12 protein-coding genes and 1 pseudogene are annotated in these 16,153 nt (G+C 62.9%); all 13 read left to right on the top strand.

Annotation, left to right across the window (positions count from 1 at the left end; translation table 11 throughout):
• Positions 1-636, top strand: a pseudogene (locus KP699_RS06250) (hypothetical protein); the annotation flags it as partial.
• A 37-nt stretch (positions 637-673) separates the two neighbouring features.
• Complete coding sequence (locus KP699_RS06245) at positions 674-2,725, top strand: penicillin-binding protein 2 (protein ID WP_215761990.1); 2,052 nt, start codon at positions 674-676, stop codon at positions 2,723-2,725.
• On the top strand, positions 2,722-4,230 hold the full coding sequence (locus tag KP699_RS06240) for a UDP-N-acetylmuramoyl-L-alanyl-D-glutamate--2,6-diaminopimelate ligase (RefSeq protein ID WP_215761989.1): 1,509 nt from the start codon (positions 2,722-2,724) through the stop codon (positions 4,228-4,230). Before KP699_RS06245 ends, KP699_RS06240 begins: the two co-directional genes overlap by 4 nt.
• Positions 4,227-5,612 carry a UDP-N-acetylmuramoyl-tripeptide--D-alanyl-D-alanine ligase gene (gene murF / locus KP699_RS06235; RefSeq protein WP_215761988.1) on the top strand — a complete coding sequence of 462 codons (1,386 nt, stop codon included), beginning with the start codon at positions 4,227-4,229 and terminating at the stop codon, positions 5,610-5,612. Before KP699_RS06240 ends, murF begins: the two co-directional genes overlap by 4 nt.
• Complete coding sequence (mraY, locus tag KP699_RS06230) at positions 5,612-6,706, top strand: phospho-N-acetylmuramoyl-pentapeptide-transferase (protein WP_077931316.1); 1,095 nt, start codon at positions 5,612-5,614, stop codon at positions 6,704-6,706. The genes murF and mraY overlap by 1 nt, the downstream gene beginning before the upstream one ends.
• On the top strand, positions 6,703-8,124 hold the full coding sequence (gene murD / locus KP699_RS06225) for a UDP-N-acetylmuramoyl-L-alanine--D-glutamate ligase (RefSeq protein WP_215761987.1): 1,422 nt from the start codon (positions 6,703-6,705) through the stop codon (positions 8,122-8,124). The genes mraY and murD overlap by 4 nt, the downstream gene beginning before the upstream one ends.
• Positions 8,124-9,287, top strand: a complete 1,164-nt coding sequence (locus KP699_RS06220) for an FtsW/RodA/SpoVE family cell cycle protein (RefSeq protein ID WP_215761986.1) — start codon at positions 8,124-8,126, stop codon at positions 9,285-9,287. Before murD ends, KP699_RS06220 begins: the two co-directional genes overlap by 1 nt.
• Positions 9,284-10,432, top strand: a complete 1,149-nt coding sequence (gene murG, locus KP699_RS06215) for an undecaprenyldiphospho-muramoylpentapeptide beta-N-acetylglucosaminyltransferase (RefSeq protein WP_215761985.1) — start codon at positions 9,284-9,286, stop codon at positions 10,430-10,432. Before KP699_RS06220 ends, murG begins: the two co-directional genes overlap by 4 nt.
• Positions 10,429-11,859 carry a UDP-N-acetylmuramate--L-alanine ligase gene (gene murC / locus KP699_RS06210; protein WP_077931312.1) on the top strand — a complete coding sequence of 477 codons (1,431 nt, stop codon included), beginning with the start codon at positions 10,429-10,431 and terminating at the stop codon, positions 11,857-11,859. Before murG ends, murC begins: the two co-directional genes overlap by 4 nt.
• Positions 11,856-12,803, top strand: coding sequence for a UDP-N-acetylmuramate dehydrogenase (murB, locus tag KP699_RS06205; protein WP_215761984.1), 948 nt, complete (start codon positions 11,856-11,858; stop codon positions 12,801-12,803). The genes murC and murB overlap by 4 nt, the downstream gene beginning before the upstream one ends.
• Complete coding sequence (locus KP699_RS06200; RefSeq protein WP_212360913.1) at positions 12,800-13,741, top strand: D-alanine--D-alanine ligase; 942 nt, start codon at positions 12,800-12,802, stop codon at positions 13,739-13,741. Before murB ends, KP699_RS06200 begins: the two co-directional genes overlap by 4 nt.
• Positions 13,738-14,661 carry a cell division protein FtsQ/DivIB gene (locus tag KP699_RS06195; protein WP_212360915.1) on the top strand — a complete coding sequence of 308 codons (924 nt, stop codon included), beginning with the start codon at positions 13,738-13,740 and terminating at the stop codon, positions 14,659-14,661. Before KP699_RS06200 ends, KP699_RS06195 begins: the two co-directional genes overlap by 4 nt.
• Positions 14,658-16,094 carry a cell division protein FtsA gene (gene ftsA, locus KP699_RS06190; RefSeq protein ID WP_212360918.1) on the top strand — a complete coding sequence of 479 codons (1,437 nt, stop codon included), beginning with the start codon at positions 14,658-14,660 and terminating at the stop codon, positions 16,092-16,094. The genes KP699_RS06195 and ftsA overlap by 4 nt, the downstream gene beginning before the upstream one ends.
• The last annotated feature ends 59 nt before the right edge of the window (positions 16,095-16,153 follow it).

The raw sequence follows: 16,153 nt of genomic DNA, 5'->3' as shown, positions 1-16,153 counted from the left end.
CGTCCGGCTGTGGTAGCGGTGGCCGATGTCAAACCGGCCCGCCCCGCCCCGGCTGCCCGCCGGGACCGTATTGTGGCGGATGAAGACACCGTGCCTGCCCCCCGTGCGGCTGTAACCGTTGCCGAAGAAGCACCGACACGCGCCACGCCTGTTCTCCGCCCTGCGGTGCATCATGAACATGCACCCCGCCCGGCTGCGGACGATACGGATGACGTGGCTGTCCGCATGGCACAGCTCAGCGCCCCTGTTCCGGCCGCACGGCCTGCAGCAACGCGCCGCGCTGCGCCGTCCCAGATTGCGGAAGCCTCTTCGCGCACCAGCCAGCCAGCCGCCCGCACGCCGGTTACTGTTGCAAGTGCTGCTGATGCACCGCAGCCTGTGCGCCATAGCACGCCTGCTCCGGTCCGTGTGGCTGCGGCAACGCCCAGAGCCTCTCTGGCGGACAGCGACGGGGACTCTCAGGTGCGCCATCCGCTGCCTGTCACGGTGGCAAGCTGGCATGCCACCCGGCAGCACCGGGCCGCAACGCCGTCCGCCGGATATGTTGAAGCCCGGGCCACATCCTCGTACAGCGGTGGCTCTCTGCTGAGCCACAGTGAAGATGCGCTGCCAGCCCCGGTGCCGATGACCAACTGATTTTTTCAGACGTATTTTAAGGTGACTACATCCCGATATGGCCGTTCAGCCGCACGATTATGATACGCCACCCCCTGTGACGCGCACAGTGCGCGTCACAGGTGAGGACCTTCGTGCACGCGCCCACCGGGACCAGATGCATGTCAGATTGCTGGGCGTTGCAGGCGGGTTTTGCCTGCTTTTTWCTGTTGTGGCGCTCAAGCTGTCCGTGGCGACCGTTCTGCACCCCATGGCACCGGAAAAGCGGCAGATTGCCTCGCAGGTGCCCGAAATTCCCAAAATTGACCCCAAGGGCAGTCTGGCGGGAGACTTCTCTCTTCCGCAGGTACACCGGGCGTCCATTATGGACCGTAACGGCCAGACACTCGCGCTCTCCCTGCCGGTGGCGCAGGTCTATGCCAACCCGCAGGAACTGATTGACCCGCAGGATGTCACCAAAAAACTGAAAACCGTTCTGAAAGACCTGAACGAGGAAGACACCACCCGCAAACTCTCCCTGCCCAAGCAGTTTGTATATATCGCCCGAAACATCACACCCCAGCAGGAACTCGCTATTAACAGCATGGGGATTCCGGGCATCTATTTTGAACCCGGCGAACGCCGCCATTATCCTCTCGGCCACATGGCCGCCCAGATTATGGGCACAGTGGATATTGATGACCACGGCGTGGCCGGGGTTGAACGGTATTTTGACAAACGGCTGATGAGCGACCACCGCCCGTTGCGGCTGTCACTGGATGTGCGTGTGCAATCCGTGGTGCGAGACGAGCTGGCAAATGCCATGACCACCTTTCAGGCCATTGGGGCCTGCGCCATTGTGATGGATGTGCGGACGGGTGAAGTTATCGCCATGGTCAGCCTGCCGGACTATGATGCAAACGAATTTTCCCACGCCACGAACGATGCGCGCTTCAACCGCGCCGTGACCGGCCTGTATGAACCCGGTTCAACCTTTAAGCTGCAAACGGCGGCGATGGGGCTGGAGACCGGGACCATTCATATCTGGGACCGCTTTTCTTCCATCCCCATCCATATTGGCCGCTTCACCATCTCTGACATGAAGAGCGACCATTTTGCACCGTGGATGAGCCTGCCGGAAGTAATGGCCTTCTCCTCCAACCCGGCAGCAGCCCATATCGCGCTGGATGTTGGCGGCACACGGCAGGCCCAGTGGTTCAGGGATATGGGCTTTTTCGCACCTGTGCCGATTGAACTGCCGGAAGCCGCCCGTCCGCTTGTGCCGCACCAGTGGGGAATTTCCACCACCATGACGGTCGGCTTCGGGCACGGTATGGCGGAACCGCCGCTGGCCATTGTGCGCGGCACCGCCGCCACGGTGAATGGCGGTATTCTCGTAACACCCACTCTGCTGGAAAAAGAAGAGAACACCCCCGCCCCCACGCAGGACGCGGCCCTCGCTCAGGGCGTGCAGACCGCAGCACTGGAACAGGCGCAGGCGGAGAGTGACCCGGATCCTGACGCCGGCAAGCTGACCGTCGGGACGGACGGGCTGGCTATCCCGCAAGGGCGACGTGTGATTTCCGAGAAAAACTCCGCCCTGCTGCGCCGCCTGCTGCGTCTGGACGTAACGGGCGGCACAGGCAGGACCGCAGAATCTCCCGGCTACTTTGTGGGTGGCAAAACCGGCACGGCGGAAAAAATCGGTCCGCACGGCGGCTACCTGAAGCACGTCAACATCTCGGCATTTACCGGCATTTTCCCGATGAACGCGCCGCGCTACGCCGTGTATGTCATGCTGGACAGCCCCAAACCAACGCCGCAGACCCATGGCTGGACCACGGCAGGCTGGAACGCAGCCCCCACGGTTTCCAAAATTGTCTCGCGCATCGGGCCAATGCTGCAAATCTTCCCCGATACCGCGCATGCGGAACAGATTGACGCCAGCATGGCGCTGCCCATGCATCCGGCTGTGCCGCGTGGCGTCCGCCCGCTTGGGCCGGGGAATGACCCCGGAGACCCGCGCAAGGCAGAGGCTGAGCGTCAGGCCGCCAAAGCCGCCGAACGCAAAGCACTAGCTGACAAAAAAGCGGCTCTGAAAAAACAGGCTCAGGAGGTGATGGACGAATGACCACACGCCTTTCCACCCTTCTCCAGACTTTCGGCCTTCAGGCCACTGGCCCGCAGGATGATCCGGTTCTTACCGCCATCACGCCAGACAGCCGCGCCGTAAAACCCGGCACGCTGTTTGTGGCGCTGCCGGGTACTAAAGTTGATGGCCGGGCTTTTATTCCCGCTGCCGTGCAGAACGGGGCCGCCGCTGTGCTGGCCCCCACAGGCACCGTCTGGCCTGCGGATGTTCCGGCCTGCCCGCTGGTGCTTGCCGACACACCACGCCATGTGCTGGCTGTTCTGGCAACCGCCCTTGCCGGGCGTCAGCCGGAGTGCCTCGTGGCCATTACCGGCACAAACGGCAAAACCAGCACCACAGATTTCCTGCGCCAGATCTGGGCGTTACAGGGGCTGAAAGCCGCTGGGGTTGGCACGCTTGGGCTGACAGGCGTGGACGGTCTGGGCATAACCATGCCCTCCCTCACCACCCCGGACCCGGTTGCTCTGGCCAATGGGCTGGCGGCCCTCGCGCAGGCAGGCGTTGAGCATGTTGCGCTGGAAGCCTCCTCCCACGGGCTGGAGCAGGGGCGGCTGGACGGGCTGCATCTGTCCGCAGCCGGGTTTACCAACCTGACGCGCGACCATCTGGATTATCACGGCACGCTGGAGGCCTATCGCGCTGCCAAGCTGAAACTGTTTGAAACCGTTCTGCCAGAAGGCGCTCTGGCCGCCGCCAACGCGGATATGGATGCGCAGACATTAACAGAGCTGCGCGCCATTGCAGCCCGGCGCAGCCTGACCCTGCGTCTGACAGGCGAAAACGGCACCACCCTCCGCCTGCTGCGCCACACCCCTCTGCCTGCCGGACAGGAACTGGAGCTGGAGGTTTGCGGGCAGCGCCAGACTGTCACGCTGGCTCTGCCGGGCCGCTTCCAGACAGATAACGCCCTGCTGGCCGCGGCTCTGGCCGCGCCGGATGAGGCCGCCCTGCCCGGCATCATCGCTCTGCTGCCGCAGCTTACGGGTGTGCGGGGACGCATGGAGCGCGCCGTGGTTCTGCCTAACGGGGCCAGTGCCTATGTGGACTATGCCCACACGCCGGACGCCCTCGCCCGCCTGCTGGCCTCTCTCCGCCCGCACGCCCACGGCAAGCTGGTTGTAGTGTTTGGCGCGGGCGGTGACCGTGACAGGGGCAAGCGCCCCCTGATGGCGCAGGAAGCCGCACGCGGAGCAGATATCGCCATTATTACGGACGACAATCCGCGCACGGAAAACGCCGCCGCCATCCGCGCGGAAGTCCGCACCGGCGCGCCGGAAGCTCTGGAAATCGGGGACCGCAGACGGGCCATTGCCGAGGCCCTGACCATGCTAGGGCCAGACGATGTGCTGGTTGTGGCCGGGAAAGGCCACGAGCAGGGGCAGATTATCGGCACGGAAGTCCATCCGTTTGATGATGCCGCCGTCCTGCGGGACCTTGCTGCGGCTCGTAAAAACGCACCCTTAGAACAGGCAGACCAGGCATGACGGCACTCTGGACACGTCACGAACTGGAAGCCGCAACCGGCGGCACATTCGCAGGCCCGTGTGACCCGGTTGTCAGCGGTATTTCCATTGATACGCGCACACTCGCCCCCGGTGACCTGTTTGTTGCCCTGAAAGGCGACAATAGTGACGGGCACGCCCACATTGCCGTCGCTCTTGAAAAAGGGGCCGCCGCCGTTCTGGTGCATGACACCACGGGCAATACCGACCCGCGCCTGCTGGTGGTGGACGACACCATGAAGGCCCTTCAGGCGCTGGCCCATGCGGCCCGTGCGCGCTTTACCGGCAAGATGGTGGCCGTGACCGGCAGCGTAGGAAAAACCACCACCAAGGAAATGCTGCGCCTGTGCCTCGGCGCACTCGGGCCAACGCATGCGGCGGAAGCCTCCTACAACAACCACTGGGGCGTGCCGCTTACGCTGGCGCGTCTGCCGCGTGAGGCCGCGTTCTGCATCAGTGAAATTGGTATGAACCATCCGGGTGAAATCCTGCCGCTGGCCAGCATGGTGCGCCCGGATATTGCCGTCATTACCACCATTGGCTCCGCGCATCTGGGCTATATGGGCAGTGTGGACGCCATTGCGCAGGAAAAAGCGGACCTGATTACTGCCCTACCCGCAGGCGGTGTGGCCATTGTGCCGGATGACGCACACGGTCAGACATTTTTTTCCGCTGCTGCCCGTCAGGCTAATGCCACCCTGTGGCATACGGGCCTCAAACGTGACAGCTTTGTGCATCTGTCCGGCCTGAAAAGCCTTGAAGGGGGCAGCCAGTTTATCGCCCACGCAGGGAGCCGCTCCGTGCCCGTCACCCTGCATGCTCCCGGCACCCATCTGGCGCGGAATGCCCTGACGGCACTGGCCGTTTGCGCCGCTCTGGGCGGAGACCTGAGCAAAGCCGCAGACGCACTGGCCAGCTTCCGGCCCGGCAAGGGCCGCGGCGCACTGGCGCAGATTGCTGGCGGGACCGTGACCCTGCTGGATGAAAGCTACAATGCCTCCTCCGCCTCCATCCGTGCGGCGCTGGATGTTCTCCGTCACCTCCCGGCCACGCGCCGCATTGCCGTTCTGGGCGATATGCGTGAACTGGGAGATTTTTCCACCTCCGAGCATCAGGCGCTGGCCCAGCCCGCCGCTGATGGTGCCGACCTTGTTTTCTGTTGCGGACCCCACATGAAATCCCTTTTTGAAGCCCTGCCCAAAACGGCACAGGGCGGCTGGGCGCAAGACGCCGCCACTCTGGCTCCTCTGGTCTGCGCCACGCTGCGCAGGGGGGACGCCGTTCTGGTCAAGGGCAGTCTGGGGAGCCGCATGCGGGATGTGATTACGGCTCTGAACACTCTGAGCGACGTGGAGCCTGTCTGATGCTGTATTTTCTGGTCTCCCACCCGCTGACAGATGCACATATTCCGCTGCTCAACCTGTTTCGGTACATCACGTTCCGGGCAGGTGCCGCCTGCTTTACGGCGCTGGCCATCAGCCTGCTTCTGGGCCGCCCGCTGATTGCCATGCTGCGGCGGATTCAGCGCGGTGGTCAGCCCATCCGCGCCCTTGGCCCGGAACGCCATCTGCTGGAAAAAACCGGCACCCCGACAATGGGTGGCGTGCTGATCCTGATTGCGCTGTTTGGCTCCACGCTGCTCTGGGGGGATCTTGAAAACGGCTTTGTCTGGGCCGTCATGCTCACCACGCTGGCTTTTGGCGCTGTGGGCTTTGCGGATGATTACCGCAAGCTGGCCCGCCGCAATACAGACGGCGTTTCCAAACGGATGCGGCTGGGCTGCGAGTTTTCAGCCTCCCTGCTGTGCGGCTGGTTCCTGCAAAGCCTGATGCCGGATGACCTGACCAATCAGCTGGCCTTCCCGTTTGTGAAAGACCTGCTGCTTCCGCTCGGGTTTGCGTATCCTATCTTCGCCATGATCACCATTACCGGCTTCGGCAACGCTGTGAACTTCACCGACGGGCTGGACGGGCTGGCGATTGTGCCGGTGGTGATTGCCGCCCTTGTATTTGCCATTCTGTCCTACGTGGTCGGCAACCATGTTTTTGCCGACTATCTTCAGGTTCATGCCGTGCCCGGCACCGGGGAACTGGCGGTATTCTGCGCGGCTCTGGTCGGCGCGGGTCTCGGCTTCCTGTGGTTTAATGCCCCTCCGGCGTCCGTGTTCATGGGGGATACCGGGTCCCTGTCTCTTGGCGGGGCACTGGGTGCGCTGGCTGTCGCCATCAAGCACGAACTGGTGCTGTGCATTGTGGGCGGCCTGTTTGTGGTGGAGACCCTCTCCGTCGTTATTCAGGTGTTCTGGTACAAGCGCACCGGACGCCGCGTGTTTCTGATGGCTCCCATCCATCACCATTTTGAAAAAAAGGGCTGGGCCGAGCCTAAAATTGTCATCCGCTTCTGGATTGTGTCCGTCATTCTGGGGATGTGTGGTCTGGCCACACTTAAACTGCGATGAATCCTTTCCCGCCCACTCTCTTTTCCGGCCAGCATTTTGCAGTGCTGGGTCTGGGCCGGAACGGCCTGCCCGCCGTCTGTGCCCTCGCGCAAAGCGGGGCCACAGTGCAGGCATGGGATGATGGCGAGGCTGCCCGCGCAGCACTCGCCAAAGCTGTCTCTGGGCTCCCGCAGGATGTTGCGGCCCGGATTACCTGCGCGCCTATTGAGAGCCTGAGCGGCGCGGATGGCCTCGTGCTCTCCCCCGGTATCCCGCATGTGCTGCCCAAACCTCACCCGGTCGCCATAATGGCGCAGGAGGCGGGGGTACCGATCCTGTCCGACGCGGAACTGCTCTATCGCGCCGTGCGGAAAGCAGGCAGCAAGGCGCGGTTTGCTGGCATTACCGGCACTAACGGAAAGTCCACCACCACAACGCTACTGGCCCACATTCTGGCCGAGGCCGGGATACCCGTAGCAGCAGGTGGCAATCTTGGCCCGGCAGCACTTGCCCTTCCCCTGCTGCCGGATAACGGCGTGTATGTGCTGGAAATGTCCTCCTACATGCTGGAACGGCTCGATACCCTGCGTTTTGACGCCGCCTGCCTGCTGAACCTGACCCCGGACCATCTGGACCGCCACGCGGGCATGGAGGGCTATGCCCGCGCCAAAACCCGCGTCTTTACAGGCCAGACCGTACAGGATTTGGCCGTGATTGGCGTGGATGATGACTATTGCCGCGAGATTGCCAGAACACTTAAAGCTGGCCCAGCACAGTGCGTGACCATTTCCGGTGCCAGCCCGGAATGCGACCTGTACGGGCAGGACAATGCCATCTGGCACGCGGGCCAGTGTATCGCCCGCCTCGGCCCGGCGCTGCCCGGCAGTCATAACGCGGAAAATGCCGCCGCTGCCTGTGCCATGGCACGTTTTCTGGGCGTGCCGGAGGCCGCACTGGCTGCCGCCCTTCTCTCCTTCCCCGGCCTGCCGCACCGGCAGAAACTGGTCGCGGAACAGAACGGCGTGGCGTTTATTGATGATAGCAAAGCCACCAATGCCGATGCCTCGGCCCGTGCGCTTGGCTGTTATGACCGGCTAATCTGGATTGCGGGCGGCATGGCGAAAGAGGGGGGCATTGCCTCGCTCACGCCCTATTTTCCGCGCATTGTCCACACGTTCCTGATCGGGCGGGATGCCGCACAACTGGCCGGGACACTCACAGCGCACGGCGTACCCTTTACGCTTTCTGACACGCTGGAACATGCTGTGCCCGCAGCTTATGCGGCGGCCAGAAGCACCGGCACCCCTGTCGTGCTGCTGTCCCCGGCCTGCGCCAGTTTTGACCAGTTTTCCGGGTTTGAGGCCCGTGGACTGCGCTTTCTGGAACTGGCGCGCGCGGTAACGGAACAGCCGCAAACCGGAACAGGAAAGACCGACTGATGGCAGGCTCCCGCATTGATGACTCCCTGTTCGGGCGCTGGTGGCGCAATGTGGACCGCACGACGCTCATCTGCGCGTTCGTGCTGATCGGTTTTGGCTATATTCTGATGCTGGCCGCCAGTCCGGCTGTTGCGGTGCGTATTGGCGCCTCCCGCAACATGTTTATTTTCAAGCAGGTGATGTTCCTCACCATTGCAGGGCTGATTGTGGTGAGCGTCTCCATGCTCTCCCGCAAAACGGTGCTCAGGCTGTCTCTTGTGGGCGGCGCGCTGATGCTGGGGGCAACGGCTCTGACGCTGGTACACGGCATTGAAATCAAAGGCGCGCGGCGATGGATCGCCCTGCCGATGATGTCCCTTCAGCCTTCAGAATTTCTCAAGCCCTGCTTTGCCGTCGCCACTGGCTGGCTGCTCACCCGGCGCCGCGTCTCCCGCTATTTCCCGGGTATGCTGCTGGCGTTCGCCCTGTTTGGCGTCATTCTGATGCTGCTGAAATCCCAGCCGGATATCGGGATGCTCACCGTTATCACCACCGTTTTCCTGACGCAGCTTTTTGTGGACGGGCTGAACCTGATCCTGTTCGGGCTCGGGGTGGCCGTCATGATTGGCGCGGGTATTGCAGCCTTCTTCCTGTTCCCGCATGTGCGCTCCCGCGTGGAACGCTTCCTGCACCCGAATGTGGGGGACCATTACCAGATTGACACCGCCCTCCGCGCCTTTGGCAATGGCGGCCTGACAGGCCGTGGCCCCGGTGAGGGCCGCGTGAAAGATCTGCTGCCTGACGCCCATGCTGACTTTGTGTTCGCAGTGGCGGGGGAGGAATATGGTCTGATTGTCTGCATGCTGATCATCTGCGTGTTTGGCGTCATTGTGGTCCGTACCCTGCTCCGGCTGATCCGCGAGGATGACCCGTTTATCGTCATTTCCACCACGGGCCTTGTCACAGGTTTTGGCCTGCAGGCGTTTGTGAATATGGCGTCCTCCTTGCATCTCATCCCAACCAAGGGCATGACGCTGCCTTTCATTTCCTATGGCGGGTCTTCCGCCATGTCCGTGGCGCTGGCCATTGGCATGGTACTGGCTCTCACACGGCACCAGCCGGGTGAACGGGCGCCGGGTAGCGGAGGCTTCATGACCACTCTCAGACAAGGGCGGCCTGTATGACCCAACGCACGATCGTCATTGCCGCAGGCGGCACCGGCGGACATTTCTTCCCGGCTGAAGCGCTGGCCGATGCTCTCGCAAAACGTGGCCACCGGCTGGTGCTCATGACGGACGCCCGCGCTGGCGCGCGCACGACAGGTGTTTTTTCAGGCGGCAAACAATATGTGCTGCCCGGCGCTGGTGTGGCCGGGCGTGGCCCGATGCGTGCCTTTAAGGCCGGTCTCACTCTGCTGAGCAGCGCATGGAAAGCCCGTGCCATTCTGCGCAGCGTGCAGCCGGACGCCGTGGTAGGGTTTGGAGGCTACCCTTCCGTGCCCCCGCTGCTGGGCGCCCGCCTGCTGGGCCGGAAACATCCGGCACTGATTATCCATGAAGGCAACGCCGTGCTCGGCAAGGCCAATGCCGTGCTCTCCCGCTTTGCGGATGTAATCGCAACATCTTTCCCCTCCGTCGCCAAACTGCCGATTGGCGCCCGCACTGTGTTTACAGGCATGCCGGTCCGCCCCGCGATTGCCGCGCTGGCGGGTGAAGGCTGGACGGCACCGGATCAGACCATCACCCTGCTGGTCTGGGGTGGGTCTCTGGGCGCGAGCGTGTTTGCAAAGGTTGTGCCCGCAGCGCTCGGCAAGCTGCCTGAAGACCTGCGCGCGCGCCTGCGCGTGACGCAGCAGGCGCGGCAGGATGATGTTGAAGCCACCCGCAAGGCCTATGCCGAAATGGGCATTACCGCGCGCGTGGAACCGTTTCTGAATGATGTGCCCGCCCTGTTGCAGAGCGCGCATCTGGTGATTGGCCGGGCGGGTGGCTCTTCCGTCGCGGAAATCACCACAGCGGGCCGCCCCTCCATTCTGGTGCCCCTGCCCATTGCCGCGAGCGATGAACAGACCGAAAACGCTCGCGCCGTCACCACCGCAGGTGCGGGCTGGATGATCCGCCAGCCGGACTTTACTCCCGCTGCTCTGGCAGACCGCCTGAATGACCTCCTTACGGCCCCGGAAGAGCTGGCGCGCGCTGCGGCCGCCGCTGCCTCACTCGCCCGCCCGGACGCCGCCACACGCCTTGCCGATGTTGTAGAAGAATGCTTGCACCTTTCCCCCTCGCCCACCTGTCCGCCACCCCCCAGCCAGACGGAGTTCAGCGCATGAGAGCCCTGCCCCTTTCCATTGGAACGATCCATTTTGTCGGGATTGGTGGCATCGGCATGTCTGGTATTGCCGAGGTGCTGTCCATGCTGGGCTATTCCGTGCAGGGGTCTGACATCGCGGAAAACGCCAATGTCAAACGGCTGCGCGCAGCGGGTATTCCCATCACCATTGGTCATGATGCGGAAAATCTGGGGAAAGCACAGGTTGTTGTCATTTCCACCGCCGTCAGCCGGGATAACCCGGAAGTGGTTGCGGCCCGCAGCCGCCTGATCCCGGTTGTGCGGCGTGCGGAAATGCTGGCGGAACTCATGCGCCTGCGCTGGTCCGTGGCCGTTGGCGGCACACACGGTAAAACAACCACCACCAGCCTGATTGCCGCGGTGCTTGAAGCCGCGCGGCTGGACCCCACCGTGATCAATGGCGGGATTATCGAGGCCTACGGCACCAACACCCGTATGGGCAAAGGGGACTGGATGGTAGCGGAAGCGGATGAGAGCGATGGCTCCTTCCTGCGTCTGCCCTCCGTGATTTCCGTTGTGACCAACATGGACCCGGAACATCTGGACCACTGGGGCTCAGCCGAGGCGATGGAAGCGGCGTATGACCAGTTTGTCTCCAACGTGCCGTTTTATGGCTTTGCCGTGCTGTGCATTGACCATCCTGCCGTGCAGCAGATGATCCCGCGCATGTCCGACCACCGGATTGTCACCTACGGATTCTCTCCGCAGGCGGACGTCAGGGCGGAAAAACTGATTACCGACAAGATGGGCGCCACGTTTGAGGTCACACTGACGGACCGCTCCACCCGCCGCACCCGTAAGGCAGGCCCGTTCCGCCTGCCCATGCTCGGCTCGCACAACGTGCAGAACGCGCTGGCCGCCATCGCCGTGGCGACCGAGATGGATATCAGTGATGATGTGATCCGCTCCGGTCTGGCCGCCTTCCGGGGTGTGAAACGCCGCTTTACCCGCACCGGGGAATGCAATGGTGTGACGGTGATTGATGATTACGGCCATCATCCCGTGGAAATTGCTGCCGTGCTGAAAGCCGCGCGGCAGGCCGGGGCGAACAATGTTATCGCCGTCATGCAGCCGCACCGTTATTCCCGCCTGAAAATGCTGTTCTCGGATTTCTGCACCTGCATGAATGATGCCGATACCGTCATTGTGGCGGACATCTATGCCGCGGGTGAGCAGCCGGACCCGGATGTGACGCGCGACAAGCTGATTGAAGGCCTGCGCGAACGCGGGCATCGCTCTGTTGTGCCGCTGTCCAGCCCGGACCATCTGGCGGAAATGATCAACGCCATCGCCAAACCGGGCGATTATGTTGTCTGCCTCGGCGCAGGGACCATCACCAACTGGGCGCAGGCGCTGCCGGAACAGCTTAAGGCCCTGCACGCAGCGGACGGCGGGCGGGCGGCATGAGCCTGTCTTCTGCCTCCATGACGGATCTGGTGCAGCAGGCTTTTGCGGAAACCCGTGGTCGCCTCACGCCTCAGGCACCCCTTGGCCCGCGCACATGGTTCCGCGTGGGCGGCGCGGCGGAATGGCTGTATCAGCCTGCGGATGCGGAAGACCTCGCTTCCGTCATGCAGCGCCTCTCGCCCGAACTGCCTGTGACAGCACTCGGGGCCTGTTCAAACGTGATTATCCGGGATGGCGGGCTGGACGGCATTGTCGTCCGTCTGGCGCGCGGCTTTTCTGACATCACGGTGGAAGAAGACGGGCTTGTGGTCGGCAGCGCCTGTCTGGACGCAACCGTGGCCGAATACGCCGCGCAGGCCGGTCTGGCCGGGCTGGAATTTCTGGCGGGGATTCCCGGTTCCATTGGCGGAGCCGTGCGGATGAATGCCGGGGCCTATGGGTCTGATATTGCAACCGTGCTGGACTGGGCCGACATCATCACGCGCGATGGCAGCCTGATGCGGCTGGATGCGGGCGCTTTGAAATTTGGCTATCGCCGCTCCGGCCTGCCGGAAGGCGCCCTGGTTATTCGCGCCCGTCTGCGCGGCACACCGGACAAGCAGGCGGATATTTCCGCCCGCATTGCGGATATTCGCGCAACACGGGAACTCTCCCAGCCTGTCCGGGCCAGAACCGGCGGCTCCACCTTCCGCAACCCGGACCCGGATCTCTCCCCCCGCAAGGCATGGGAACTGATTGACGCCGCGGGCTGCCGTGGCCTCCGGCGCGGCGATGCACAGGTGAGTGAGAAACACTGCAACTTCCTGATCAATCTCGGTCAGGCCTCGGCAGCCGATCTGGAAGGTCTGGGCGATGAGGTGCGGCAACGCGTTGCTCAGCAGTCCGGGGTGCAGCTCCACTGGGAAATCAAACGCATCGGCAAGGCAGAAGGACCATCCGCATGAGCAACAGCAAACGGATTACCGTTCTGATGGGCGGCATGTCTTCCGAACGGGATGTCAGCCTCTCTTCCGCCAAAGGCGTTGTTGAGGCCTTGCGCAGCCTTGGCCATACCGTAACTACACTGGACGCCGGTGCTGATCTGGCGGCACTGGTTACGGCCCTTGCCGAGCAGAAACCGGACGTCGTGTTCAACGCGCTGCACGGGCAGTTCGGGGAAGATGGCTGTATTCAGGGCGTGCTGGACTGGCTCGGCATCCCCTACACCCATTCCGGCGTGCGGGCTTCTGCCACTGCCATGGACAAAGCCGCCGCCCGTGCTGTTTTTCTCTCAGCCGGTCTGCCGGTTGCAGAAGGCAAAGTGATTGCCATTGAAGATCTGGCCGAAGCCGACCCCATGCCCGCCCCGTATGTCGTCAAACCGGTAAGCGAGGGCTCCTCCGTTGGCGTGTCCATCGTGCGCGCCGGGTCCAACACGCGGCATGAAATTATTAAAAGCTGGCGCTACGGCCCCCATGCTCTGGTGGAAGATTTCATCCCCGGCAAGGAAATTACGGTCGGTGTGCTGGGAGACCGTGCCCTGACCGTTACGGACATTACGCCCACCCCCGGTGCGGGCCGTGATTTTTATGATTATGACGCAAAATATACCAGTGGCGGCTCCAGCCATGTCCTGCCTGCGGACATTGATGATGCTGTGAGCAAACAGGCCTGTGCCGTCGCGGTTGCCGCGCATCAGGCGCTTGGCTGCTCCGGCGCATCCCGCTCGGACTTCCGGCTGGATGATACCGGCCCCGGCCCGGCCCGGCTGATCCTGCTTGAAGTCAACACCCAGCCGGGAATGACAGCAACCTCCCTGCTGCCGGAACAGGCTGCCTATTGTGGCATCAGCTACCCGGAACTGTGTGGCTGGCTGGTTGATCAGGCGACCTGCCGCCAATGAGACCCCCGTCCTCCCCGTCCGACCGCCCGTCACGCCTCGGGCTGTTTGCCAGACGCCAGAAACGGCTGTTCCGCCCGCTGTTTGGCGTGCTGGTTCTGGCTGCGCTGGGGGGAGGAGTCTATCTGTATCTTCAGCAGCCGGGCGCACAGGAACGCCTTGCCCCGCTGCGGGACAAGGTTCTCAGTTCCGCCCCGCTGCGGATTACCAGAATTCAGGTGCAGGGCGCGCAGCTCACCAGTGACGCCGCCATTCACAAAGCCCTTGGCGTTGCGGTGGGGGACCCTGTGCTGAATTTCAGCGTCTCCGACGCGCGGGACCGCCTGAACGCCCTGCCTTTTGTGGATCACGTAACGGTCGAGCGCCATCTGTCGGGTGAGATTAACGTCACCATTACCGAGCGGCCGCCTTTTGCCGTCTGGCAGCATAAAGGGCATTTTGAACTGATCGACCGGCAGGGCAAACGTGTGCCTGATCAGGGTATGACAGGCAAAGATGCCGAAGCCTTTACCAAACTGCCGCTGGTGGTAGGGGATGGCGCGAACGAGGCTGCTGCCGCTCTGATTGACGCACTGGGGCAGGAACCCTCCGTGCGGGACCACGTCACCGCCGCCGTGCGTGTAAGCGACCGGCGCTGGAACCTGACCCTGCGGGACGGCGCAACGGTTTTCCTGCCAGAAGGCGAGGAAATCCCCGCCATTCATCGTCTGGCCAAGCTGGATGCCACCACCCATCTGCTTGACCGCCCGGTGGTGCTGATTGATATGCGTCTGCCCGACCGCCTGACCATCCGGGAACGCCCGCCGCAGCCTGACCCTGCACCCCAGCCCGGCACGGACGCCGCTCCCGGCGGCCACGCTCCACAGCCTCCATCACAACCCGGCAGCCCACAACCCGCTGGCCGGCAGGGAAGTCCCGCATGATCAACCGCGCGCGCCCGTCCTTTTCGCTCAACTCTGACGCTCAGTCCCGTTTGCGCAAGAAAGCCGGTTCACCCTCCTCTTCATCCAGCCTTCGGATGAGCGGGGATGACACCATTCTCCCCCTGCCCCCGTCCGAGACCAACAAGCGCCCCCGCACCTGGCGCAATGGCTATTCGGCCGTGCTGGATATCGGCTCCACCAAAATCACCTGCCTGATTGGCAAAGGCGAGCCAAATGGCAGCCTGAAAGTGATCGGCTGTGGCTGGCGACGGTCCGCCGGGGTGCGTAACGGAGCGATTACGGACCTGCACGCTGCGGAAGCCGCCATCCGGGCGACTGTCGGGCAGGCAGAACTGATGGCTGAACGCACGATTGACCGCGTGGTGGTCAACCTCTCCTGCGGGCATCCGGCCAGCCGGCTGTTCAACGTGCGCTGGCCTGTGGGCGGCCGCGTGGTGACGGAAGCTGACATCCGCCGTGTTGTCACAGAAGGCCGTGTGCAGGCCACAGTCGAGGGGCGTGACGTTGTCCATACTCTGCCGATTGATTTTACGGTGGATGATACGGAAGGTGTGGCGGACCCGCGCGGACACCTTTGCGAAACCCTGAAGGCGCGCCTGCATATTATTGACGCTGCCTCCACCGCGCTGCTCAACCTTGAAACCGTGCTGAGCCGTGCGGAACTCAAGGTGGAAGCACTGGTATCCTCCCCCCTCGCCTCCGGCCTGTCCGTTCTGGATGCTGATGAACGTGAACTTGGCACGACCGTTGTGGAAATGGGCGGCGGCACGACCTCTCTGGCTGTTTTTGGAGAAGGCCAGATCCTGCATACTGCGCAGATCAGCGTCGGCGGGCTGCACGTCACGCGCGATATTGCACGCGGCCTCAGCACCTCTCTGGAAAATGCGGAACGACTCAAAACAGTTTACGGCAGCGCGGATCTTTCGTCTGACGTGGAAGATGAAATTCTGACGGTTGAACTGCTGGGGAATGACGTTCCTCATTTTGAACAGATTTCACGTGCACAGCTTGGCCGTATCATCCGCCCCCGCATGGAGGAAACTCTTGAACTGGTGCGTGAAAAACTGGACGGCGCAGGGCTGGGCAATGCCGCCAGCGGCCGGATCGTGCTGACAGGCGGCGCCTCTCTGCTGGACGGGATGCGCCCGCTGGCTGAACGTATTCTTGGCGCCTCCGCCGCGCGTGGGCGCAACGGTGGCCCGGCCTTTACGCGCTCCGTCCGGCTCGGGCGGCCCAAACATATTCTGGGGCTGCCGGAAAACACGGCGGCAGCGGCGGGATTTGCAACAGCTGCTGGCCTGCTCTCATGGGCTGCCAGTGCGGAACGCCCGTTTGGAGATGTTGAATTCCGTGCAGCCCCACCCTCGGGGATGTTACAAAAACTCGTCGCTTTTATTCGTGACAGAGTTTGATACAGTCAGAGAAATATTGGTAGATTCACTCTAGCCTCAACCTAAAAATTTCGTTAGTT

It is taken from the genome of Acetobacter sp. P1H12_c, from assembly GCF_018811975.1.
GTDB classification, from domain to species: domain Bacteria; phylum Pseudomonadota; class Alphaproteobacteria; order Acetobacterales; family Acetobacteraceae; genus Acetobacter; species Acetobacter persici.
Note: the sequence above shows the minus strand (reverse complement) of the source record. Positions and strands in the feature narration are given on the sequence as shown.

Excerpts from the sequence above, each read along its gene's own strand:
- KP699_RS06240 (WP_215761989.1), top strand. The coding sequence starts at position 2,722 with ATGACCACACGCCTTTCCACCCTTCTCCAGACTTTCGGCCTTCAGGCC.
- murF (WP_215761988.1), top strand. The coding sequence starts at position 4,227 with ATGACGGCACTCTGGACACGTCACGAACTGGAAGCCGCAACCGGCGGC.
- mraY (WP_077931316.1), top strand. The coding sequence starts at position 5,612 with ATGCTGTATTTTCTGGTCTCCCACCCGCTGACAGATGCACATATTCCG.
- murD (WP_215761987.1), top strand. The coding sequence starts at position 6,703 with ATGAATCCTTTCCCGCCCACTCTCTTTTCCGGCCAGCATTTTGCAGTG.
- KP699_RS06220 (WP_215761986.1), top strand. The coding sequence starts at position 8,124 with ATGGCAGGCTCCCGCATTGATGACTCCCTGTTCGGGCGCTGGTGGCGC.
- murG (WP_215761985.1), top strand. The coding sequence starts at position 9,284 with ATGACCCAACGCACGATCGTCATTGCCGCAGGCGGCACCGGCGGACAT.
- murC (WP_077931312.1), top strand. The coding sequence starts at position 10,429 with ATGAGAGCCCTGCCCCTTTCCATTGGAACGATCCATTTTGTCGGGATT.
- murB (WP_215761984.1), top strand. The coding sequence starts at position 11,856 with ATGAGCCTGTCTTCTGCCTCCATGACGGATCTGGTGCAGCAGGCTTTT.
- KP699_RS06200 (WP_212360913.1), top strand. The coding sequence starts at position 12,800 with ATGAGCAACAGCAAACGGATTACCGTTCTGATGGGCGGCATGTCTTCC.
- KP699_RS06195 (WP_212360915.1), top strand. The coding sequence starts at position 13,738 with ATGAGACCCCCGTCCTCCCCGTCCGACCGCCCGTCACGCCTCGGGCTG.
- ftsA (WP_212360918.1), top strand. The coding sequence starts at position 14,658 with ATGATCAACCGCGCGCGCCCGTCCTTTTCGCTCAACTCTGACGCTCAG.